General features: G+C 60.4%; 21 protein-coding genes and 1 pseudogene. 4 read left to right on the top strand and 18 right to left on the bottom strand.

Going from position 1 to position 22,657, the window contains the following annotated elements:
- Positions 1 to 14: 14 nt before the first annotated feature.
- Positions 15 to 113: pseudogene (locus tag MKS85_RS23395) on the top strand (LysR family transcriptional regulator); the annotation flags it as partial.
- A gap of 125 nt (positions 114 to 238) precedes the next feature.
- Here the strand turns inward: MKS85_RS23395 and MKS85_RS23390 are convergent.
- The 9 genes from MKS85_RS23390 to MKS85_RS23350 all read right to left on the bottom strand — a co-directional run bounded on the left by MKS85_RS23390 (position 239) and on the right by MKS85_RS23350 (position 8,026).
- Complete coding sequence (locus tag MKS85_RS23390) at positions 239 to 715, bottom strand: DoxX family protein (protein ID WP_076386074.1); 477 nt, start codon at positions 713 to 715, stop codon at positions 239 to 241.
- Positions 712 to 1,482, bottom strand: coding sequence for a DUF2063 domain-containing protein (locus tag MKS85_RS23385; RefSeq protein ID WP_188252308.1), 771 nt, complete (start codon positions 1,480 to 1,482; stop codon positions 712 to 714). Before MKS85_RS23385 ends, MKS85_RS23390 begins: the two co-directional genes overlap by 4 nt.
- A complete protein-coding gene (locus MKS85_RS23380) occupies positions 1,479 to 2,348 on the bottom strand; it encodes a DUF692 domain-containing protein (protein WP_188252309.1) in 870 nt (289 codons plus the stop codon). Before MKS85_RS23380 ends, MKS85_RS23385 begins: the two co-directional genes overlap by 4 nt.
- A 24-nt stretch (positions 2,349 to 2,372) precedes the next feature.
- Positions 2,373 to 2,678, bottom strand: a complete 306-nt coding sequence (locus MKS85_RS23375; RefSeq protein ID WP_047228390.1) for a DUF2282 domain-containing protein — start codon at positions 2,676 to 2,678, stop codon at positions 2,373 to 2,375.
- Between the two features lie 348 nt (positions 2,679 to 3,026).
- On the bottom strand, positions 3,027 to 3,728 hold the full coding sequence (locus tag MKS85_RS23370) for an ABC transporter ATP-binding protein (protein WP_047228389.1): 702 nt from the start codon (positions 3,726 to 3,728) through the stop codon (positions 3,027 to 3,029).
- Positions 3,729 to 4,496: a high-affinity branched-chain amino acid ABC transporter ATP-binding protein LivG gene (livG, locus tag MKS85_RS23365; RefSeq protein WP_047228388.1), complete on the bottom strand. Its 768-nt coding sequence runs from the start codon at positions 4,494 to 4,496 to the stop codon at positions 3,729 to 3,731.
- On the bottom strand, positions 4,493 to 5,749 hold the full coding sequence (locus tag MKS85_RS23360; protein ID WP_047228387.1) for a high-affinity branched-chain amino acid ABC transporter permease LivM: 1,257 nt from the start codon (positions 5,747 to 5,749) through the stop codon (positions 4,493 to 4,495). Before MKS85_RS23360 ends, livG begins: the two co-directional genes overlap by 4 nt.
- Entirely contained in the window at positions 5,746 to 6,669 is a 924-nt protein-coding gene (livH, locus tag MKS85_RS23355; RefSeq protein ID WP_047228386.1) for a high-affinity branched-chain amino acid ABC transporter permease LivH, read from the bottom strand. Before livH ends, MKS85_RS23360 begins: the two co-directional genes overlap by 4 nt.
- Positions 6,670 to 6,898: 229 nt before the next feature.
- On the bottom strand, positions 6,899 to 8,026 hold the full coding sequence (locus MKS85_RS23350) for a branched-chain amino acid ABC transporter substrate-binding protein (RefSeq protein ID WP_047228385.1): 1,128 nt from the start codon (positions 8,024 to 8,026) through the stop codon (positions 6,899 to 6,901).
- A 339-nt stretch (positions 8,027 to 8,365) separates the two neighbouring features.
- On the opposite strand from MKS85_RS23350, the gene MKS85_RS23345 reads away from it, so the two are divergent.
- Positions 8,366 to 8,671 (top strand): DUF2288 domain-containing protein, encoded by a 306-nt coding sequence (locus MKS85_RS23345; protein WP_173407312.1) that lies wholly within the window; start codon positions 8,366 to 8,368, stop codon positions 8,669 to 8,671.
- Between the two features lie 297 nt (positions 8,672 to 8,968).
- Here the strand turns inward: MKS85_RS23345 and MKS85_RS23340 are convergent, their stop codons facing one another.
- Complete coding sequence (locus MKS85_RS23340) at positions 8,969 to 11,146, bottom strand: hypothetical protein (RefSeq protein WP_047228435.1); 2,178 nt, start codon at positions 11,144 to 11,146, stop codon at positions 8,969 to 8,971.
- 364 nt (positions 11,147 to 11,510) lie between these two features.
- Between MKS85_RS23340 and MKS85_RS23335 the strand changes: the two genes are divergently transcribed.
- Positions 11,511 to 12,860 carry an MFS transporter gene (locus MKS85_RS23335; RefSeq protein WP_107321615.1) on the top strand — a complete coding sequence of 450 codons (1,350 nt, stop codon included), beginning with the start codon at positions 11,511 to 11,513 and terminating at the stop codon, positions 12,858 to 12,860.
- Positions 12,861 to 12,998: 138 nt separating this feature from the next.
- Here the strand turns inward: MKS85_RS23335 and MKS85_RS23330 are convergent, their stop codons facing one another.
- Together MKS85_RS23330 and pobA are read right to left on the bottom strand one after the other, a co-directional pair.
- Complete coding sequence (locus MKS85_RS23330; RefSeq protein WP_171061415.1) at positions 12,999 to 14,534, bottom strand: MDR family MFS transporter; 1,536 nt, start codon at positions 14,532 to 14,534, stop codon at positions 12,999 to 13,001.
- A 51-nt stretch (positions 14,535 to 14,585) separates the two neighbouring features.
- On the bottom strand, positions 14,586 to 15,776 hold the full coding sequence (gene pobA, locus MKS85_RS23325; protein ID WP_188252310.1) for a 4-hydroxybenzoate 3-monooxygenase: 1,191 nt from the start codon (positions 15,774 to 15,776) through the stop codon (positions 14,586 to 14,588).
- Positions 15,777 to 15,939: 163 nt separating this feature from the next.
- On the opposite strand from pobA, the gene MKS85_RS23320 reads away from it, so the two are divergent.
- The gene (locus MKS85_RS23320; RefSeq protein WP_188252311.1) at positions 15,940 to 16,833 is read left to right on the top strand and encodes a helix-turn-helix domain-containing protein; all 894 of its coding nucleotides are present in this window, start codon (positions 15,940 to 15,942) and stop codon (positions 16,831 to 16,833) included.
- A 7-nt stretch (positions 16,834 to 16,840) separates the two neighbouring features.
- On the opposite strand, the gene MKS85_RS23315 is transcribed toward MKS85_RS23320, so the two are convergent.
- The 6 genes from MKS85_RS23315 to arcD all read right to left on the bottom strand — a co-directional run bounded on the left by MKS85_RS23315 (position 16,841) and on the right by arcD (position 22,579).
- Positions 16,841 to 17,017 carry a hypothetical protein gene (locus tag MKS85_RS23315; RefSeq protein ID WP_188252312.1) on the bottom strand — a complete coding sequence of 59 codons (177 nt, stop codon included), beginning with the start codon at positions 17,015 to 17,017 and terminating at the stop codon, positions 16,841 to 16,843.
- A gap of 230 nt (positions 17,018 to 17,247) precedes the next feature.
- Complete coding sequence (locus MKS85_RS23310) at positions 17,248 to 17,607, bottom strand: DUF5064 family protein (protein WP_047228380.1); 360 nt, start codon at positions 17,605 to 17,607, stop codon at positions 17,248 to 17,250.
- Positions 17,608 to 17,671: 64 nt separating this feature from the next.
- On the bottom strand, positions 17,672 to 18,601 hold the full coding sequence (gene arcC / locus MKS85_RS23305; protein WP_188252313.1) for a carbamate kinase: 930 nt from the start codon (positions 18,599 to 18,601) through the stop codon (positions 17,672 to 17,674).
- A gap of 180 nt (positions 18,602 to 18,781) precedes the next feature.
- Positions 18,782 to 19,792, bottom strand: coding sequence for an ornithine carbamoyltransferase (locus tag MKS85_RS23300; RefSeq protein ID WP_139050985.1), 1,011 nt, complete (start codon positions 19,790 to 19,792; stop codon positions 18,782 to 18,784).
- A 71-nt stretch (positions 19,793 to 19,863) separates the two neighbouring features.
- Positions 19,864 to 21,120, bottom strand: a complete 1,257-nt coding sequence (gene arcA, locus MKS85_RS23295) for an arginine deiminase (protein ID WP_076386060.1) — start codon at positions 21,118 to 21,120, stop codon at positions 19,864 to 19,866.
- Positions 21,121 to 21,151: 31 nt separating this feature from the next.
- Entirely contained in the window at positions 21,152 to 22,579 is a 1,428-nt protein-coding gene (gene arcD, locus MKS85_RS23290) for an arginine-ornithine antiporter (protein ID WP_047228376.1), read from the bottom strand.
- Positions 22,580 to 22,657 lie beyond the last annotated feature (78 nt).

The following is a 22,657-nucleotide window of genomic DNA, read 5'->3' as shown; positions in this document are numbered from 1 at the left end:
GGCATCACACGNCGTACCAGGGCGGTTTGCCCAAGCGCACCCAGGTGCTGGCCGATTATCTGATCGACTGGTTCAAGCGCAGTGGCGAGGCGCTGGATCGGCTTCAGCGATAGCAAGGCATCACACGAACCTTGTGGGAGCGAGCCTGCTCGCGATAGCGGTGGGTCAGGCAACAATTGTGCTGAAGCTGACACTGCTATCGCGAGCAGGCTCGCTCCCACAGGAGTCCCGATCTTGATCAGCGAGCGTAGTGCCTGGCGATCAGGTGGTCGAGCGACAGCTTGCCCGGCCCGCGCGCCATCAGATAAAGCAGTACCGCCGCCCAGGTGCCATGGGTCGGATAGGCGTCGGGGTAGACGAACAGTTGAATGGTCAAGGTCATGCCCAGCAGGGCCAGGGCCGAGAAGCGTGTCGCCAGGCCAAACAGGATCAGGATCGGGAACACATGCTCGGCCGCTGCCGCCAGATGCGCTGCCAGTTCTGGCGACAACAGCGGCAAGGCGTATTCGCTTTTGAACAGGGGAATGGTTGAATCGGCCAATCGCGGCAGGCCGAGCTGGAAGGTGCCGTCGATCAGGTCGATGGCCAGGCCTTCGATTTTGGTCTGGCCGGATTTCCAGAACACCGCCGCGATGCAAAAGCGCCCAACGAAGGCGATCAGGCTGTGAGGGATTTTATCCAGCCATTCAATGGAGCGAGTGATCAGGGCGTTCATGGCAATACCTGCTCGGCTAACAGATGGGTGACGGCTTGATGGCTGATGAGCTGCGCCAGGGTGTGCTCCAGTTCCAGATCGCTGTCGCGCCTGGTTGCAGCATCAATGGCCGCGCCCAGGAAACAACCTTGCAGCAGGTCCTTGAGGAAATCATAGGCGCCGGGACTGATCGCAAACACCTCCACGTCCAGGTTGTTGCGCAGCACCAGGGCGCATTGCGGCGTGAAGGGGTCGACCGGCATGACGGGCTCTTGCTGATGGGCGGCCCAGATCGCCACCACGGCGAAGGGCGATTGCAACAGGTGCAGTGACGGGTGAAGACCGACCCTCAGATGATCATGGGATGCCGGCGATGACAGCACTTGCATGACCTGTTGTGCATCCATGGGCCGGGCGTCGGCGGCGTGCCAGGCTTGCACCTGCAGGCGCTCCAGTCGGGCGACATCCGCCAGATACGGCACGCTGGCGGCGGGTTCGAAATGTTCGATGAACCCGGCAAAGTCGGCACCGTAGTCACTCATGACTGGGCTTCGCGGTGCGGCGCACTGGGCGTACATTCCGGCCATCGCGCCGAAGAACTCCTCGCCCACCAGTTGTGCCACCACCGGATAGTTGTCGGCCAGGGCGTTGATCAATGAGCTGAGCACGTTGTTGCGATACACCGCGAACCGGCTCTCTGGATCGGCGCCGGTGGCGCAGGTCAAACCCTGCGGACAAGCTTTGCGCGGGTCGAGCAGGGCGGCGGCGAATTCGCTGTAGCGGCTCATGGCTGGACCCTGGCGGCGTTTAATAGTTGGTCGGCCTGACCGGCTTCGGCCAACAGCACTGCCAACGCCGGGATGCGGTTGTCGCGCTCGATCAGCGTGGCGACTGGCCCGGTCCGCGCCAGTACCGTGCGATACAAGCGCCAGACCTCGTTGTCGATTGGCGCACCGTGGTCATCGATCAGCAAACGCTCGCCCAGGCTGTCGGAGTCTTCGGCAAACCCGGCCAGATGAATTTCGCCGGTGGCCTGCAGGGGCAGTGCGTCGAGGTAAGCCTGGGGATCACGGCAATGGTTGATGCACGAAACGTAGACGTTGTTCACATCCAGCAGCAGTCCGCAGCCGGTGCGACGGATGACTTCACTGATGAAGTCAGGCTCGTCGAGGGTCGAGTCCTCGAACGCCAGATAAGTGGCCGGGTTTTCCAGCAGCAGTGTGCATTTGAGGCTGGACTGGACCTGATCGACGTGTTCGCAGACGCGCCTGAGCGTCGTTTCATCGTAGGCCAGGGGCAGCAGATCGTTGAGAAACACCGGGCCATGGCTGGACCAGGCCAGGTGTTCGGAAAAAGACTGGGGCTGATAGCGTTCGATCAGTGTGGCCAGGCGCTGCAAATGCGCAACATCCAGCGGCCCCTCTCCACCGATCGACAAACCGACGCCGTGCAATGACAGCGGATACTGTTCGCGTATCCGCCCCAGAAAGTAATGAAACGGCCCGCCGGCCACCATGTAGTTTTCCGCGTGCACTTCGAAGAAACCCAGATCCGGTCGGGTCTGGAGCACTTCACGAAAATGCTCGGTCTTGAGCCCCAGCCCCGCCCGCGGCGGTAGCCGGGTATCGAAGGCGAGGGAAGCGGTGTTCGACATGGCGGCAGGCCTCAGGCGATGCGATCAGGACTTGGCTTTATAGGCTTCAAGCTGGCCGAAGCCGGTGGGCGAGGTTTCGCTTTTGAGGGTGGTGCAGGTGCCCTTGGGGACCGATTTCCAGGCGTTGGCCTGATAGTCCATTTTCGCGGTGCCGGCACAGGTGGTGCCAGCGCCGGCGGCGCAGTCGTTCTTGCCTTTGAGAGCGACACCGAAGCATTTTTCCATGGTGTCGTCGGCGGCATGGACAGTCGAGACGCCTGTCATGCTCAAGGCAGAGCCAAGTGCCAGGGCCAGGGCGGCGGCGGACAGGGTGCGGGTCGAAGCAGTCATGATGATTCTCCAGTTTCAGGAAATGAACCGGCGTTAGCGCCGGTCTGCTGAACTAGAGAGGGGGTGGGGGAATGCGTTACAGCAGGTTCTCTTTTTTTTTGTTTGTTTCGAAATCCATTGTGGCGAGGGGATTTAGCGAAACGTCGCACCGCCCCGTTGGGCTGCGAAGCAGTCCTAAAACCAGCTCCACAGTGAGTCAGGAAGATTGAGTTGCCTGCCTTAGGGGCTGCTTCGCAGCCCAACGGGGCGGTGCGACGTTTCGCTAAATCCCCTCGCCACAACAGCATTCACTTGAGAACTGGGCAAAAAAAAACGGCCCGAAGGCCGTTTTCTCATGCAGCAACAGACTCAACCGCCCAGATACGCCTCGCGTACTTTCGGGTCGGTCAGCAGCGCCTCACCCGTGCCTTGCATCACCACGCGGCCGTTCTCCAGCACGTACGCCCGGTCAGCGATTTTCAGCGCCTGGTTGGCGTTCTGCTCCACCAGGAATACCGTCACGCCATCCTTGCGCAGTTGTTCGATGATGTCGAAGATCTGCTGGATGATGATCGGCGCCAGGCCCAGGGACGGTTCGTCGAGCAGCAACAACTTGGGCTTGCTCATCAGCGCACGGCCGATGGCGAGCATTTGCTGTTCGCCGCCGGACATGGTGCCGCCGCGCTGGCTAAAGCGTTCTTTCAGGCGGGGGAAAAGGTGCAGCACCTTGTCCATTTGCTCCTGAAAATCACCCTTTTCGGTGAAAAAACCGCCCATGGCGAGGTTTTCTTCCACGGTCAGTCGGGCAAATACCCGACGGCCTTCCGGCACCACGGCGATGCTCTTGCGCATGATTTGCGAAGAGTCCTGGCCCACCAGTTCCTCACCCATGTAGCGGATGCTGCCACTGTGGGCTTGGGGCGAACCGCAGAGCGTCATCAGCAGGGTGGATTTGCCGGCACCGTTGGCACCGATCAGCGTCACGATTTCGCCCTGGCGGACTTCGACGTTGACGCTGTGCAGGGCCTGGATCTTGCCATAGAAGGTGGAAACGTTTTCGAACTGCAGCATTTACGCTTCCCCCAGGTAGGCTTTGATCACTTCAGGATTGTCGCGGATCTGTTCCGGCGAACCGTCGGCCAGCGGCGTGCCCTGGTTGATCACGACGATATGGTCGGAAATGCTCATGACCAGCTTCATGTCGTGCTCGATCAGCAACACGGTGACATCGTGCTCCTCGCGCAGCACGCCGATCAGCGCTTTGAGGTCTTCGGTTTCTTTCGGGTTCAGGCCGGCGGCCGGTTCGTCGAGCATGAGGATCCGCGGACGGGTCATCATGCAGCGGGCGATTTCCAGACGCCGTTGCTGACCGTAGGCCAGGGTGCCGGCGGTACGGTTGGCGAACTCCTTGAGATTGACCTTCTCCAGCCAGTACTCGGCGAACTCCATGGCCTCGCGTTCGCTCTTGCGGAACGCCGGGGTCTTGAACAGACCGGCAAAGAAGTTGGTGTTCAGGTGACGATGCTGGGCGATCAACAGGTTCTCGACCGCCGTCATGTCCTTGAACAGCCGCACGTTCTGGAAGGTGCGCACCACACCCTTGCGGGCGATGTGGTGACCAGGCAGGCCCTGGATCGGCTCGCCGTCCAGCAGGATCGTGCCGCCGGTAGGCTGATAGAAGCCGGTCAGGCAGTTGAACACGGTGGTCTTGCCCGCGCCGTTCGGCCCGATCAATGCAACGACCTGTTTCTCTTTCACGGTCAGGGCCACGCCATTGACCGCCAGCAAGCCGCCGAAGCGCATGCTCAAGTTTTCGACTTTCAGGATCTCGCGGCTCATTTGCGCAGCTCCATGTGCGGGCGTTGCATAGGCAGCAGACCTTGAGGACGCCAGATCATCATCAGCACCATCAAGGCGCCGAACATCAACATGCGGTATTCGCTGAATTCACGCATCATTTCAGGCAACAGGATCATCACGATTGCCGCCAGGATCACACCCAGCTGCGAGCCCATCCCACCCAGCACCACGATGGCGAGGATGATCGCCGACTCGATGAAGGTGAAGGATTCCGGCGTCACCAGGCCCTGACGGGCAGCAAAGAAGCTACCGGCGAAACCGGCGAAGGCGGCACCGAGGGTGAAAGCCGAAAGCTTGATCACGGTCGGGTTCAGACCCAGGGCACGGCAGGCGATCTCGTCTTCACGCAGCGCTTCCCACGCACGGCCGATAGGCATGCGCAGCAGGCGGTTGATGACGAACAGCGCAGCCAGGGCCAGCAACAGCGCAACCAGGTAGAGGAAAATCACCTTGTTGATCGAGTTGTAGGGCAGTCCGAAGTACTCGTGGAAGGTCTGCAGACCTTCGGCGGCTTTGCGTTCGAAGGTCAGGCCGAAGAACGTCGGCTTCTCGATATTGCTGATGCCGTTCGGGCCGCCGGTGATGTCGGTCAGGTTGCGCAGGAACAGACGGATGATCTCGCCGAAACCCAGGGTCACGATTGCCAGGTAGTCACCGCGCAAGCGCAGCACCGGGAAACCCAGCAGGAAACCGAAGGTGGCGGCCATCATCCCGGCAATTGGCAGGCAGATCCAGAAGCTCAAGCCGAAGTAATGGGACAGCAGCGCGTAGCTGTAGGCGCCGACGGCATAGAAGCCGACGTAACCCAGGTCCAGCAGACCGGCCAGCCCTACCACGATGTTCAGGCCCAGGCCCAGCATCACGTAGATCAGGATCAGGGTGGCGATGTCCACCGCACCGCGAGAGCCGAAAAACGGCCAGACCAACGCGATGACGATCAGGGCCAGGATGATCCAGCGCTGGGTAGTCGGCAGGGTCAGGAAGTTGCTGGCCTTGGCCGGGACTATCGGCAGGCCGGGCGAGGCCTTCCAGGCGGCGCTGATCTGCGTGCTGAACAGCACCCGCAGGAACATCAGCACCGAACACGCAGCGATGGTCGCCAGGATGGCGGGGCTGGTGCCGTGCACTTCAAGATCGATGCCCACGATGGTCAGTTTCAGGCCGAGTACCGGGTACGCGACCGCCCAGACCAACAGCGCGCTGAAGAGCGCCGATTTAAGATGTTTAGTCATACCTTCTCAACCTCCGGACGGCCCAGGATGCCGGTCGGCCGGAACAGCAGCACCAGAACCAACAAGCCGAACGCCACGACGTCCTTGTATTGATCGCCGAAGATGTCGGCACCAAAGGCTTCCGCCACGCCCAGCACCAGCCCGCCGAGCATGGCTCCGGGGATGCTGCCGATGCCGCCCAGTACCGCGGCGGTGAAGGCCTTCAGGCCCACGAGGAATCCGGCGTTGGGGTTGATCACACCGTATTGCATGCTCAACAGCACGGCGGCGATGGCCGCCAGGGCCGCGCCGATGACGAAGGTCAGGGCAATGATGTTGTTGGTGTTGATGCCCAGCAGGTTGGCCATCTTGATGTCCTCGGCGCAGGCACGGCAGGCGCGGCCCAGGCGGGAACGGGAGATGAACAGCGTCAGGCCGAGCATGGCGACCAGGGTCACCACGAACACCACGATTTGCATGTAGGAAATCAGCACTTCCTGTGCCCCCCCTGGCCCGAAGGTAAAGTTACCCGGAATCAGGTTGGGAATGGATTTGTCCTTGGAGTCTTGCGACAGCAGAACGGTGTTCTGCAGGAAGATCGACATGCCGATGGCCGAAATCAGCGGGATCAGACGGTTGCTGCCGCGCAAGGGGCGGTAGGCGATCCGTTCGATGCTGTAGCCATAGGAACTGGTCACCACGATGCTCGCGATGAACGCCGCGGTCATTAACAGCGGGACACTGTCGAGTCCCATCATGGCCAGCCCGGCGATGGCGATGAACGCCACGTAGGAGCCGATCATGTACACCTCGCCGTGGGCGAAGTTGATCATTCCAATGATGCCGTAAACCATCGTATAGCCGATGGCGATCAGGGCATACGTGCTGCCAACGGTCAGGCCGTTAACCAGCTGTTGGAAGAAGTGATAGATGTCAGGCATTACAGCGCTCCTAAAAACCTGATACGCATTTCACTGGTGGAGTCATTTTCCCGCCCGGCCCCGTGGATCTGCATCCACTTCGAGCACGAGGTTTGCCAGCGAACCGCTGATGACGGTTTTGAGATTTTCAGGTGGGGAGACTGGCGGATCACGCCAGCGCGGCCCAATACATTTAAAACAAAGCCCACGGCACGCCGTGGGCTTTATTGGCAGTCAGTCAGGCCAGGCCTTACTGAGGCGAAGCTTCGGTTTTAGGTTTGCCGAAATGCCACTGGTAAACCACAAACTTGAAGTCCTTCAGGTCGCCCTTGTCGTCGAAGCTCAGGTCACCGGTCGGGGTCTTGAAAGTACCGGCGTGGATGGCTTCAGCCACTTTTTCCGGGTCTTCGCTCTTGGTTTCGGTGATGGCCTGGGCAATCACTTGAACGGCCGAGTAGGACGGGAACACGAACGGACCGCTCGGGTCTTCCTTCTTGGCTTTGAACGCGTCAGCCAGGGCGATGTTGGCCGGATCCTGGTCGAAGGATTTCGGCAGGGTCACCAGCAAACCTTCGGAAGCTTCCTTGGCGATCTGCGAGATCGAGTCGTTACCCACGCCTTCCGGACCCATGAACTTGGCGTTCAGGCCTTTTTCCTGGGATTGACGCAGGATCAGGCCCAGCTCCGGGTGGTAGCCGCCGTAGTAGACGAAGTCGACGTTGGCTTGCTTGAGCTTGGCGATCATCGAGGAGAAGTCTTTGTCGCCGGCGTTCACGCCTTCGAACACGGCGACTTTCACGCCTTTCTTCTCAAGGGTCGTTTTCACGGCACTGGCGATACCTTCGCCGTATTGCTGCTTGTCGTGCAGGACCGCAACGACTTTCGGCTTGACGTGGTCGGCAATGTAGTTACCGGCGGCAGGGCCCTGGGCGCTGTCCAGGCCGATGGTGCGGAAGATCATCTTGTAGCCGCGAGCGGTGATGTCCGGGCTGGTAGCGGCTGGCGTGATCATGATCACGCCTTCGTCTTCATAGATGTCCGAAGCCGGTTGGGTGGAGCTGGAGCACAGGTGGCCGACCACGAACTTGACGCCGTCGTTGACGACTTTGTTCGCCACCGCGACCGCTTGTTTTGGATCACAGGCGTCATCGTATTCAACGGCGACCAGTTGCTTGCCGTTGACGCCGCCCTTGGCGTTGATCTGCTCGATGGCCATTTTGGAGCCACTGAATTGCATGTCGCCGTATTGGGCTACGGGGCCGGTCTTTGGGCCGGCGATGCCGATCTTGATGGTGTCGGCGGCGAACGAATGGCTGGCAACCCCGGCCAGAACCATAGCGGCAAACAGTTTGGAAATCTGCTTAGTAGCCTTAGTCATAGTGCTCCACTCATGCTGTTGTAGTTTTTATAGTCCTGGCGCCGAAGCAGCAGAACCGGGTCAGATATCTTGGATATCCTCGCGGAAAATGCCCCCGGCAACTGTACCGGTACAGTGTAGAGCGCCGATTGTTGGCAAGGGAAGCTGGCGCTTGGGGGCAAAACCTGAGGGTGTCGCTTAATTGAAAGAAAAAGACAGAATGGCGGCGGGGTTCGTCCGGACAAATCGGCAATCCCTGGCTTTCCTGCGCTTTCCAATCGGTACTCCAATTGCTACCGGGTTTTTCTGCCAGACCACCGACGTTATCATTCGCGCCGATTTCTTTTCCGGACAGCTCCCATGAATCAAGAACCTAGCACCCTCTATGCCAAACTGCTTGGTGAAACCGCATCCATCACCTGGAAGGAGCTGGAGCCGTTCTTTGCCAAGGGTGCCCTATTGTGGGTCGACCCGGCCCTGGATCTGATCGCCGCGGCCGAGGCCGTTGCCCAGGACGAAGGTACCAAAGTCGCCGCCTGGCTGGCTGCCGACCAGGTGGCCAAGCTGTCTGAAACGCGGGCGCTGGACTTTTTCGAACGCGATCCGCAGCTATGGGCGGTGGTGGTTTCACCGTGGATTATGGTCCAGGAAAGGGCATCGGTTTGATGTCTGCACCAAGTTGGTTCGTATTTTCTGCGGAGTAAAAGTGTGTAGGTGAGTAGCGTGATGGCATCCTGCCGTGGTGAAACGCCACAGCGGAGGGTGACGTATACGTAACGGGAACAGTTTATTGGGCAGCCGTTGGGCTGCTTAATTGTTTCTGAATGTTGATTTTGTGTTTTGGTCAAGGCCGCCAATCGCGAGCAGGCTCGCTCCCACAGTGAGCCGCGGTTCTCAGAAAGAACGCGATTAATGTGGGAGCGAGCCTGCTCGCGATTGGCGCGACGCGGTCCTGCGCCTGCCTCAATAAGTCTTGCCCGTATGGTTATTCAGGGAAATAACCTTGGTCTTGCCGATGCGGTGACGGTAGATCTCACGCAAATACTTGATCGCCTTTTTCACGCAGTCGCGGGACAGGCGGATGTCGTTGATCGAGACAAACTTGTCTTTGTCGCTGATCAGCTCGCGGTATTTCTTCTCGTACATCGGCTTGATCGCGTACCAGTTGGTGTCGAGGATCTTCGCCGGGTTTTCGAACTCGTTGAGCAGATCGTCGATGCGCTCTTCGTCGAAGTCTTCGTTGATGATGAAGTCCAGGATCGAGTTGTCCAGGGTGTCATCGAAGCGATACGGGGTGCGGGCAAAACAGCGCTTGATGAACGCCACGATCAGGGTCAGGAAGTCATCCGACAGGCAGGGGCTCTTGGCGATCAGGGTGGTCAGCGACAGGTTGGCCGAGGCACCGATCACCAGCGCGTAACGCTTGAGGGTGGTGTTGGGGAACAGGCTGTTGAGGTGGGTCTTGAGCCGGTTCAGGTCCATGTAGGACAGCTTGTAGTCCTTGGGCAACGAGACGATCGACACCACCGACGAGCAGTTCTTGAAGAAGTGCAGGTCATGCAGGGCCGCGGCGTCGTAGCCGGAATTCTTGTACTGCTCCAGCGAGGCGCGGTAGCGCTTGGATTCGATCGGCAACAGGCTGATGCCTTCAATGGCCTGGGTGACTTTGTTGAAGTGCGGCAGGTCGATGGAGCGGAAGAACAAGTCGTCGATGTTCAGGCGCGGCGGCTCCTTCTCGAACACCTTGAACTTGTCGCCGCTGGGCGCTGGGGTTTCCGGAACGACGGACTCGGCGTAGGCAATCGCCACCGGGCCGGCCAGGCTCATGAACAGGTCGTTGGCGTCCAGGCGAATGGTTTCGCCAATGTCGATGCCGGCACGACGGAAATAGTTCTGGTCGTAGTCGGTGGTCACCGCCTGGGCGGTCAGGATGTTGAAGATCTGCTGGGAGATGTACTGGTTGGCGTGCTTCTCCATGGCATTGACATCAATGTTCTGGATGTTGCCGTCATCGCTCTCTTCGGCGTAGCGCATGATGTCGTTGGAGATCAGCATCATCGCGTTCCAGGGGCGGATGCGGCCCATCACGCTGGCTTCGCTGCTGTCTTCGTTGGCGAAGTTGTACGAGAAATCCCATTCTTCCGACAGGTACTTGCACAGCAGACGTCCGGCGTTGATGTGCAGCGCCTCGGACATTTCGCTGCGGTGATCGGAAATATTCGGCAGTACGCAAATGCCGCTGGTGAAGATCGGCTCGAAGACGAAGGAATGACCGCTCTTGCTGTCGTGTTCGTCCATCGGCTTGGTGTCGAACGTCTTGTTCATGTACGAGTACTGCTGAGCCAGGCCGAACTCCGAGGCCATGCCCGAACCGGTACCGCCACCGGCACTGAAGATCGAGAAGTACAGGCGCGACTGGTTGGCCTTGATGCCGCAGCTGTCGATCAGGTACGAGTGGATCATTTTCCAGTCGGGGCTGGAGAAACGCTGGGTGTCCTTGTTCAGGATGATCTTGGCCAGGTACTGGCCCAGGATCGGCGCGTTACCGGCGCCCCCGGCATGGACTTCCGACAGGTCCATGATTTTCATTTTGCTGTAGTCGCGCAAAAAGCCGCTTTTTTCGCCTTTGCGCGAAAAACGGATGCGTCCGGCGATGTCCTTGTCCAGGTCGCCGAGCATCACCAACGGCTCGACCAAAAACACCGGCTTGCTCACCTTGCTGGTGCCCAGGCGCAAATTGTTGCGGATCCACTGCGCCGGGCTGTAACCCTTGTCGCTGTAGCCCTTGTCTTCGGCATTGAACTCGTTGAGGTAGAACTTGCGGGCGTTGTACACCAGCTCGGCTACGTCCAGGGCGATGTTGGAGCCACAGCGACCCAGGCCGATCAGGCATACGGACGGGAACTCCTGCTGATCGCGTTCGCTTTCGTCGTCCACCAGGTGCGGCGGGCGCGGGAACACGCTGTCACGCAGGCCGTCGAGGTTGTCGAGGATGCGGTCGGTGTTGGTTTCGGTGAAATACAGATACTGCTGAGTCGACAGGGAACGTGAGCGCCTCGGCGGCTTCGGGGTTTCAGGACCGTTGGCGGCCGGGCTCAACGTAAGATCGGATACTGCAGTGGCTGTTTTTTTAGAGGTCATTGTGCGCCATATGCCTGAACTGGTCGGTTCGATGACCACTGTCATCAAACCATCGCGGATGGGAGCTCGCGTCCTTGACGGCGCGAAGGTCGGCCCAAGCGTTCAGGGGGGGCAGCCTGAGCAGCGCTCGGGAAAATCTTTCCTGATAGGTTGAATCGGCCATCGGAAGGCGATCTTTAGTCGAAATAAGGCAAAATGATGTCAATTGCTTCAGGGAATTGACCATAGTCACTAAACACGCCGCCCGCCATGGCCGGGTATCAGTCATGCGAATGATTGGAGACAGCCTGCGCGCCGCTGTCTAGATTGCAGACTCCGGGTTCGGATGCCTCGCCGTGCCCCATAACAATAAAGAGACGGACCCATGCAGAACTCGACCCAAGCGGCGAATGCCTGGCGCATTCTGTTCCTGCTGTTCCTGGCCAACCTGTTCAACTTCTTTGACCGCACCATCCCGGCGATCATCATCGAGCCGATCCGTATGGAGTGGAGCCTCAGCGACTTCCAGATCGGCATCATCGGCACCGCCTTCACCATCGTTTACGCCATCGCCGGGCTGCCGCTGGGGCGCATGGCCGATACCGGTTCGCGCAGCAAGTTGATGGGCTGGGGCCTGGCGACCTGGAGCGGGCTGACGGCGGTCAATGGCTTGGTGGGCAGTTTCTGGGCGTTTCTGGTGGTACGCATGGGCGTGGGAATCGGTGAAGCCAGTTACGCGCCAGCGGCCAACTCGCTGATCGGCGACCTGTTTCCGGCCCACCGTCGGGCGCGGGCCATGGGCATCTTCATGCTCGGCCTGCCGATCGGTCTGCTGCTGGCGTTCTTCACCATCGGGGCGATGGTCAAGGCCTTCGACAGCTGGCGCGCGCCGTTCTTTATCGCGGCGGTGCCGGGGCTGGTGCTGGCGGTGTTTATGTTTTTCATCAAGGAGCCCAAGCGCGGCGCGGCGGAAGCGGTGCAGATCTCCCAGGAAAAAATCGACAAGCCAATCCGTCGGGTGCTGGCGATTCCTACTTTTCTGTGGCTGGTGTTGGCGGGGCTGTGTTTCAACTTCGCCACCTATGCCTGCAACTCGTTCCTGGTACCCATGTTACAGCGCTATTTCCTGATGCCGCTGCACGACGCGGCGGTTGCCACCGGGATCATGGTGGGCGTGACCGGGCTGTTCGGGTTGACCCTGGGCGGCTGGATTGCCGACAAGATTCATCAACGGGTGCCCAACGGACGCCTGCTATTCGCCGCGTTCAGCCTGGTGATCTCCACGGCCACCACCGCTTGGGCGTTGTATGCCGGACGGATTGAAATTGGTGTGTTCGTTGCGGTGTTCAGTGTCGGCTGGTTGTTTGCCTATACCTTTTATACGTGCGTGTACACGGCGATCCAGGACGTAGTCGAACCGCGTCTGCGGGCCACGGCGATGGCGTTGTTCTTTGCCGGGTTGTATCTGTTGGGCGGAGGCATGGGGCCGGTGGTGGTGGGTGGCTTGTCTGACTACTTTGCCCATGCGGCCATGGCCGCGACCGGCGCCTCGCAGATGACCGAGGCGTTCAAGGCCATTGGTTTGCATGACGCGATGTTCCTGATTCCGGTGGCGCTGTTCCTGACCATGGTGTTCCTGTTCCTGGCGTCGCGCTGTTTCGTGCGCGATGCCAAGCGGATGAAGGATGGGATGAGTGGGGTGGCGCCGCTGGAGGGAGTGGTGGCGCCGGCTTGAAGAGATTTTGTGGCAATGATGCTTTTGTGGCGAGGGAGCTTGCTCCCGCTGGGCTGCGAAGCGGCCCCAAAAATGTTGCGGTCGCTGCGCAACCGAGCGGGAGCAAGCTCCCTCGCCACAGAGATCGTGTGTTACAGGTTATTGAGCCTTGTCATCCCGCCCACGCAACACGCGATTGGGCATCGCCACTGCCGCCGCCAGCCCCAACAACGACACCGCGGCGCTGATCAGCAACAAATGCCGGAACGTCGTCTGCAATTGCTGACGCAAGGCGTGTTGTGCTTCGCCGGGGGCAGCGTTCAATCCATCCAGCAAAACATTGCCGGAATGCCCTTCACCCAACGGCGACGAACCGGCGAATTGGGCAACGCTTGAGTCCTGCAGCAAGGCCAGCAGCAACGCCGACATCAGCGCTACACCCACGGCGCCGCCGAGGGAGCGGAACAGGTTGGTGGTGCTGGTGGCGACCCCGATGTCCTGTTGTTGCACCGAATTTTGCGACCCCACCAGCGAAGTCGGGAACTGCATGCCGGAAGCGATACCGCTGAGCAGCATGAACAGGCTGCTGAGCCAGAACGCGTCGGGCGGGGTGAAGGCCATGCCGAGGATCGCAAACGGGAAGAGCAGGGCGCCGCTGAGGATCATCGGTTGGTAGTGGCCAGTGATCGAGGTACGGCGTCCGGCGAAATAAGCACCTATGGGCAACCCCATCGCTAGCGGCAACAAGTGCAACGCTGCGCTGTCGGCGCCAGCCCCGGTCACGCTCTGATAGCGCAACGGCACCAGCACGGTCAGGGAAATCGCCTGGAAACTTGTGAAAAACACCGTGCACCAGCACAACACGGCGTTGCGGTTGACGAACAGGTGCATCGGTAACAACGGTTCCCGAGCCCGGCGCTCCTGCCAGATGAACACTGACAATGCCACCACGGCGCAACCCAGCAGCCCCAGTACCTCTCTGCTGTGCCAGGCGTGGCCCTGGCCAACCTCGGTGATGCCCAGCAGCAGCGCGGTCAGGCCGATGATCAACAGCACGGTGCCCAGGTAATCGATGATTGGCTTACGGTGCGGCACCGGCAACCCGACGAGGGTGCGCCGGGCAATCAGCCAGGCCCCCAGGCCCAAGGGCAGGTTGATCAGGAACACCCAGCGCCACGACAGGTACTCGGTCATGTAGCCGCCCAATACCGGCCCCGCCACACTGGCCAGCGCATACATGCTGCTGAAATAGCCCTGATAACGGCCACGTTCGCGGGGCGGCACGATGTCGCCGATGATCGCCTGGCTCACCGAGATCATCCCGCCGGCACCGATGCCTTGGAAAATGCGCGCCAGCACCAGTTGCTCCATGTTTTGCGCCAGCCCACAGAACAGTGAGGCCAGGGTGAACAGCCCCATGCCGAACAGCATCAACGGCCGCCGACCGTAGAGGTCACCGAGCTTGCCGTAGATCGGCACCGCCACGGTCATGGCGACCATGTAGCCGGAAATCACCCAGGCCAGCAGGCCGACATCACCCAATTGGGCGGAAATGGCCGGCATCGAGACGGCGACGATGGTCTGGTCCAATGCGCCGAGAAAAATCGCCAGCATCAGGGCCACCAGCACACTACGGATGGCAGGCTGTGGGGCTTGGGAGGTATGGAGTTGAGTCAAGGCAGAACCTGCGGGCATCACGCCTGGGGGGCGAATAGGACTGAGCCCGCAGTTTAAGTCGATAGCCGGCTATTCGATAGCCTCGTAAGGAAGTCCGACGTAGTTTTCCGCGATGGTTTTTCGACCCGCCTCGGAGTCGACGAAATATTCCAGCTCCGCTTCGCTGATGCGCTGGTTGAAGGCGTCGTCGTCGAAGCGGTGCAGCATGGACGTCATCCACCAGGAGAAACGCTCGGCTTTCCACACCCGTCGCAGGCAAATGGCGGAATACTTTTCCAGCAAGTCCGTACGGCCGTCGCGATAGACCTTGAGCAGAATGTTGAACAGCGTGCTGACGTCGCTGGCCGCCAGGTTCAGCCCCTTGGCGCCGGTGGGCGGAACGATGTGGGCCGCGTCCCCCACCAGGAACATCCGTCCATACTGCATCGGCTCGACCACGAAGCTGCGCAGCGGCGCGATGCTTTTCTCGATGGAGGGACCTGTCACCAGGGCTTGGGCCAGGTCGGCTGGCAGGCGGTTTTTCAGTTCAGACCAGAAGCGCTCGTCCGGCCAATCGGCCACTTGCTCCTCGGCGGGCACTTGCAGGTAATAACGGGTGCGAGTCTTGGAACGCATGCTGCACAGGGCAAAACCACGTTCGTGACGGGCGTAGACCAACTCCTCGTGAACCGGTGGGGTGTCGGCCAGGATGCCGAGCCAGCCAAACGGGTAGACCCGCTCGAAGACCTTGAGTTTTTCCGCGGGGATCGACTGGCGCGCCACACCATGGAAACCGTCACAACCGGCAATGTAATCGCAGTCCAGGCGCCAGGTTTGCCCTTGGTGCTCGAAGGTCACGAAGGGGCTGTCGGTCTGCATGTCGTGGGGCTGGGCATCGCCGACCTGATAAAGCGTGCGGGCGCCGGCGGCTTCTCGGGCGGCCATCAAGTCGCGGGTGACTTCGGTCTGGCCGTAGATCATGACGTTTTTACCGCCAGTCAGCCCCTTCAGATCGATGTGCACCCGACGACCGTTGAGCGCCAACTCAAAGCCGTCATGGGGCAGTCCCTCGGCGTCCATGCGCTGGCCGACGCCGGCCTGGCGCAGCAGTTGGGCCATGCCTTGCTCCAGCACACCGGCGCGGATGCGGCTCAGCACATAGTCCGGGGTCTGGCGTTCGAGGATCACCGTGTCAATTCCAGCGTTGTGCAACAACTGGCCGAGCAGCAGCCCAGAAGGGCCGGCACCGATAATGGCAACTTGGGTCTTGAGGGTTTTCATTGTTGTTATGACTCGCACGAAGCACCTGACCAGGGTCGGTGTTGATTGGGGTGCTTGCATTTTTCGCTTGCGGACCTGTCAATTGAAGGGGAAAACTGAGCCGATACCTGTACTTTCTACCAATCGGTGCGATTATCGCCCGCAACCCAGGCCGATCCTCGTGATGAAAAAAACAGACCTGCCTTCAATCCCGGTATTCAAGCTCTACGGCGAGAGCCAGGATTGGCCGACCCCGGACCTGCTGCACTGTGAAACCATTTCCAAGCGCAGCCGAGAGCACCAATGGGAGATCAAACCCCATCGGCACGCCGATCTCTGTCAGTTGTTGTTTGTCTTCAAGGGCCAGGCGGAGTTGGAAATCGAAGGCCAGCGCACACAGCTCGACGAGCCGGCGGTGCAGATCCTGCCGCCGTTGTCGGTGCATGGCTTCCGTTTTTCCGAGGATGTGCAGGGTTACGTGGTGACCCTGGCCGCACCGCTGGTGGCGCACCTGCAATCGCAGCTGGGTCATTCGGTCAACGTGCTGGCCCAGGCCGAAAGCTACCCGGCCCTGGAAGATGCCGAGTACCTCAATAGCCTGTTCAGCGCCCTGCAGGCTGAATACGGTGGGCATCAGCCGGCCCGGGAAATGCTGATGCATGCCTTGGTCAGCGTGATCATGGTCTGGGTCAGTCGTCAGGTGATGCAGCGGCGCACGCAGGCCCAGCGCCCACAACGCGCGCGGGAGTACCTCAACGGGTTCATTCAGTTGGTGGAAGAAACCTATCGCCAGCATGTCAAGGTCGAAGACCTGGCCCATCGTCTGGGCATCTCCGTGTCGCACCTCAACGGCACCTGTCGGGAACTGGCGGGGCAGCCGGCCCTGCAGATCATGCATGAGCGCCAGCTGCTGGAGGCCAAACGGCTGCTGACGTACACCGGCATGACGATCTACGAGATCTCTGAAATGCTCGGCTTTTCCGACCCGACCAATTTCACCCGGTTGTTTCGCCGGCGGGTTGGCATCTCTCCCAAGGCATTCCGGGACCGGCTCAAGACCGATCAACCGGACGACTGAACACGCCTCAGCGCAAGGCGTTCAGGGTCGCGGTGTGAGGAATGCAGCGTTCGAAGTTGCAACTGGCGTATTCACGCGGCAGTTGCCTGGTCTGTTCGACCCGATAGGCCGCCGTGCCATACAGCGCAAGCGTGGCGGTGCAGGTGACAAAAATGGCGAGGCGTCTTTTTGTTTTGATGTTCATGGCGATGACCTCTGAACGAATACCCGTGGGTACTACTTTCAGCATAGGTCAGCCGTAGCGGGTTGCCAGCCAGTCAGTGGTTTGATGGAACCGATATTCAGGACGCTGATAACCCTTTGTGGGAGCGGGCTTGCTCGCGAATGCGGTGGGTCAGCCCCCATTGATGTTGACTGTTGCACCGCTATCGCGAGCAGGCTCGCTCCCACAGGGAATTGGGGCTTTGAACCAGATTACTCCAGGTGTTCAGGCTTCATCGGGTCGCCCGGCTTGACGTCCAGTTGCTTGCGCACGTCTTCGAACATCTCGTCGTAGTACTTGTGCATCGAGCCGATGCTGGCGGTCTTGGGCAGGCCGTATTTCTGGGCGATGCGCGTGGCATGGCGGGCGAAGTCGAAGGCTTGGTCCTTGGCCAGGAAAAATTCTTCGTCCACGGGCTTGTCTTCAACGGTGCCATGCACCCGGAACGACATGCCCGTGCCCTCTTTTTTGTTCTGGTCGACCTTATAGTCGATGCACAGGTTATAGCTGAAATCATCCTTGTTCAGTGCATGGCGTTCCATGTGCAGGTGACCGGGTTCGAACATGGCCATAAACGACTCTCCTTCGAAGGCGTGGGTGTAGGGCAGACCGTGAATCTGCCCCGCAAGTTTCCTGTTATCGATAAGCGATGCCAGGTTGGGCCGTGCTGATGCGGGTGCCGGCGGTGCCTTGGACGATCGCTTCGATGTCCGAGAGTGAGCCGATCACCGCGACCTTGCCAGTGTTGCGGGCAAATTCGCAGGCGGCCTGGACTTTCGGCCCCATGGAACCGGCGGCGAACCCCAGCTTGTCCATTTCATCGGGGTGGGCCTGGGCAATGGCTTTCTGGGTCGGCTTGCCGAAATCGACAAACGCGGCGTTGACATCGGTGGCAATCACCAACAGATCGCTTTCCAGTTGTTCAGCCAGCAGCGCCGAGCACAAGTCTTTGTCGATCACCGCTTCCACGCCCCGTAGCTTGCCGTCGGCGTCGTACATCGTCGGGATACCACCCCCGCCAGCGCAGATCACGATGCTGCCTTTTTCCAGCAGCCACTTGATCGGGCGGATTTCGAAGATGCGCTTGGGGCGAGGGCTGGCGACCACGCGGCGGAACTTGTCACCATCCGGGGCGATGGACCAGCCTTTTTCGGCCGCGAGTTTTTCCGCCTCAGCCTTTGTGTAGACCGGGCCAATGGGCTTGGTGGGGTTCTGGAAACCTGGGTCGTTGGCGTCCACTTCGACCTGGGTCAACAACGTGGCGAACGGCACTTCGAAGTCCAGCAGGTTGCCCAGTTCCTGTTCGATGATGTAACCGATCATGCCCTCGGTCTCGGCGCCGAGCACGTCCAGCGGATACGGCGAGACCGAGGTGTAGGCCGCGGCCTGCAGCGACAGCAGGCCGACCTGGGGGCCATTGCCGTGGGCGATGACCAGCTCGTTGCCAGGGTGGATTTTGGCGATCTGTTCGGTCGCCGTGCGGATGTTGCTGCGTTGGTTGTCGGCGGTCATGGGTTCACCCCGACGCAGAAGGGCGTTGCCGCCCAGGGCTACGACGATGCGCATAATGCTGTCCTCTGACAGAGAAATAATGGACGACTCGGCCCCCTTGTGGGAGCTGGCCTGTGGGAGCATGGCTTGCCCGCGATGGCATCGCCTGGTCCATCAGCTACACCCAGGTGTCTGCATCGCGGGCAAGCCTTGCTCCCACAGTTCTGCTCCAGAACGCGCGAGTTGCCTGAGGTTCTAGATATCCGCCAGCGCCGACACCAGGATCGCCTTGATGGTATGCATGCGGTTTTCCGCTTGCTCGAAGGCGATGTTGGCCGGGGATTCGAACACCTCCTCAGTCACTTCCACGCCGTTGGCCAGGTTCGGATAGCGCGCGGCGATGTCCTTGCCGACCTTGGTTTCGCTGTTATGGAACGCCGGCAGGCAGTGCATGAATTTCACCCGCGGGTTGCCCGAGGCCTTCATCATTTGCGCGTTGACCTGGTAGGGCAGCAGTTGCTCGATGCGCTCGTCCCAGGCTTCCACCGGCTCGCCCATGGAGACCCAGATGTCAGTGTGGATGAAGTCCACACCCTTGACGGCTTCCTTCGGGTCCTCGGTGATGGTGATGCGTGCGCCGCTTTCGGCGGCGAAGGTCTGGCACTGGTCGATGAAATCCTGGTGCGGCCACAGGGCCTTTGGCGCACCGATGCGTACGTCCATGCCCAGTTTGGCGCCGATCATCAGCAGCGAATTGCCCATGTTATAGCGGGCATCGCCCAAGTAGGCGTAGCTGATGTCGTGCAGCGGCTTGTCGCTGTGCTCGCGCATGGTCAGGGTGTCGGCGATCATTTGAGTGGGGTGGAATTCAGCGGTCAGGCCGTTGAACACCGGCACGCCGGCGAATTTGGCCAGCTCCTCGACGATCTCCTGCTCGAAGCCGCGATACTCGATGGCGTCGAACATCCGTCCCAGCACCCGGGCGGTGTCTTTCATGCTTTCCTTGTGGCCGATCTGCGACGACACCGGGTCGATGTAGGTGACGTGGGCGCCCTGGTCATGGGCCGCGACTTCGAAGGCGCAGCGGGTGCGGGTCGAGGTTTTCTCGAAGATCAGCGCGATGTTCTTGCCCTTGAGGTGTGGCTGCTCGGTGCCGGTGTACTTGGCACGCTTGAGGTCGCGGGACAGGTCCAGCAGATAGTGCAGTTCGCGGTTGGTGTGGTGCATCAAGCTCAGCAGGCTGCGGTTGCGCATGTTGAAAGCCATGATTTGGATCTCCTTGGGTTTCGGTTATCCCCTGGGCCGGTATTGGGTGAATACCGGCCCAGGCTCAAAGGTCAGTAGTCGATCGGGTCGCGAATGATCGGGCAGGTCATGCAGTGACCACCGCCCCGGCCGCGGCCCAGTTCGCTGGCGCTGATGGTGATGACTTCCACCCCGGCCTTGCGCAGCAGGGTGTTGGTGTAGGTGTTGCGGTCGTAGCCGATCACCACGCCCGGTTCCAGGGCCACCACGTTATTGCCGTCATCCCATTGTTCGCGTTCGGCGGCAAAGCTGTTGCCGCCGGTTTCCACCACGCGCAGCGCCGGCAGCTTGAGGGCCGCAGCGACGGTATCGAGGAAGCTGCCTTCTTCGCGACGCACATCGATGCCGCCGGGCTTGCTCTCGTCTGGGCGCAGGGAGAAGGCGACGATCTGGCTCACCACTTCCGGGAAAACCGTCACCAGGTCGCGATCGCAGAAGCTGAACACGGTGTCCAGGTGCATGGCGGCGCGGGATTTCGGCAAGCCGGCGACGATCACCCGTTCCACGGCCTTGTGCTTGAACAGGTTCAGCGCCAGTTGACCGATGGCCTGGCGCGATGAGCGTTCGCCCATGCCAATCAGCACGACCCCGTTGCCAATGGGCATCACGTCGCCGCCTTCGAGGGTCGCGTTGCCGTGATCCTGGTCCGGGTCGCCGTACCAGATCTGGAAGTCGGCCTGGGTGAACTCGGGGTGGAACTTGTAGATGGCGCTGGCCAGCAGGGTTTCCTGGCGGCGTGCCGGCCAGTACATCGGGTTCAGCGTCACGCCGCCATAGATCCAGCAAGTGGTGTCGCGGGTGAACTGGGTGTTGGGCAGCGGCGGCAGGATGAAACTTGAGTGCCCGAGAAAGTCGCGGAACATCTGGATGGTTTTCCCGCCGAAGCTGTCCGGCAGGTCATCGGCCGAGACGCCGCCGATCAGGAATTCGGCGATATGGCGTGGCTCCAGGCTGCGCAGCCAGGAACCGACTTCATTCACCAGGCCCAGGCCCACCGAGTTGGCGGTGATCTTGCGCTGCAGGATCCAGTCGAGGGCCTCGGGGATGGCGACGATGTCGGTCAGCAGGTTGTGCATTTCCAGCACGTCGATGTCACGCTCGCGCATCTTGGTGACGAAATCGAAATGATCGCGCTTGGCCTGGTTGACCCAGATTACGTCGTCGAAAAGCAGCTCGTCGCAGTTGTTCGGGGTCAGCCGCTGATGGGCCAGGCCTGGGGAACACACCATGACTTTACGTAATTTACCGGCTTCGGAATGAACGCCGTATTTCACTTTTTCCGTGGTCATTACAAATCCTCCAGTTAAGACAATCAGCCAGCTACAAGGTCAGGAAGCCGTCGTAGAGCCCATAGGCGGCCACCAGGGCGCCTGCGATCACTGCGGCGAAAATCAGCTTCTCGACAGAGGTGAAAATCGGTTTGCCCAGCTCGCGCTTGGCCTTGGCGAACAGGATCGCGCCGGGGGCGTAGAGCAGGGCGGAGAGCAGCAGGTATTTGATCCCGCCGGCATACAGCAGCCACACCGCGTAGATCAGGGCGATAGCCGCCACGGTCAGATCCTTGCGGCGGTCGGCCAGGGCGTTTTCGTAGGTCTCGCCGCGTACCGCCAACAGCACGGCGTAAGCCGCCGACCACAGGTAGGGCACCAGGATCATCGAGGTGGCGAGGTAGATCAGTGACAGGTAAGTGCTGGCCGAGAACAAAGTGATGATCAGGAACAGCTGGACCATCGCATTGGTCAGCCACAGGGCGTTGGCCGGTACGTGGTTGGCGTTCTCCCGGCGCAGGAACTCGGGCATGGTGTGGTCCTTGGCCGCGGCGAACATGATCTCGGCGCACAGCAGCACCCAGGACAGCAGGGCACCGAGCAGCGAGATGATCAGGCCGACGCTGATCAGTACCGCGCCCCAATGGCCGACGACGTGCTCCAGCACGGCGGCCATGGACGGGTTCTGCAACTTTGCAAGTTCAGGTTGGGTCATGATCCCCAGGGACAGCACGTTCACCAGCACCAGAAACAGCAGCACGGTGATGAAACCGATCACGGTCGCCTTGCCTACGTCTGTGCGTTTCTCGGCGCGGGCGGAAAATATGCTCGCCCCTTCAATGCCGATGAACACCCACACGGTGACCAGCATCATGTTGCGCACCTGATTCATCACGCTGCCCAGGTCCGGGTTCTTCAAGCCCCAGATATCGGCGGTGAAGATATCGAGCCTGAAGGCGAACACCGCGATCAGCACGAACAGCAACAGCGGCACCACCTTGGCGATGGTGGTCACCAGGTTGATGAACGCCGCTTCTCTGATGCCCCGCAGGACCAGCCAATGCACCGCCCAGAGCAGCACTGATGCACCGATCACCGCCGCGACGGTATTACCCTCGCCAAACACCGGGAAGAAGTAGCCCAGGGTGCTGAACAACAGCACGAAGTAACCGACGTTGCCCAGCCAAGCGCTGATCCAGTAACCCCAGGCCGACGAGAAGCCCATGTAGTCACCGAACCCGGCCTTGGCATAGGCATATACACCCCCGTCCAGATCGGGTTTACGGTTGGCCAGGGTCTGGAATACGAAAGCCAGGGTCAGCATGCCGACGGCGGTAATGGCCCAGCCGATGAGCACGGCGCCGACATCGGCACTGGCCGCCATATTTTGCGGCAAGGAAAAGATTCCGCCGCCGATCATCGAACCGACGACCAGGGCGACCAGTGCACCCAATCGAAGTTTTGCGGGGGTATCAGACATTTGCGAGACTCCAGCGCAGGAGAAGAGAATCAACAGACTAAGTCGATTTGAAAGTTGAATAGCTGATCTGGATCAGTG

Origin of the sequence: Pseudomonas sp. JL2, assembly GCF_031570495.1 — a bacterium.
GTDB classification, from domain to species: domain Bacteria; phylum Pseudomonadota; class Gammaproteobacteria; order Pseudomonadales; family Pseudomonadaceae; genus Aquipseudomonas; species Aquipseudomonas rhizophila.
The sequence above is the reverse complement of the archived record's forward strand: the minus strand, read 5'-3'. Positions and strand labels throughout refer to the sequence as shown.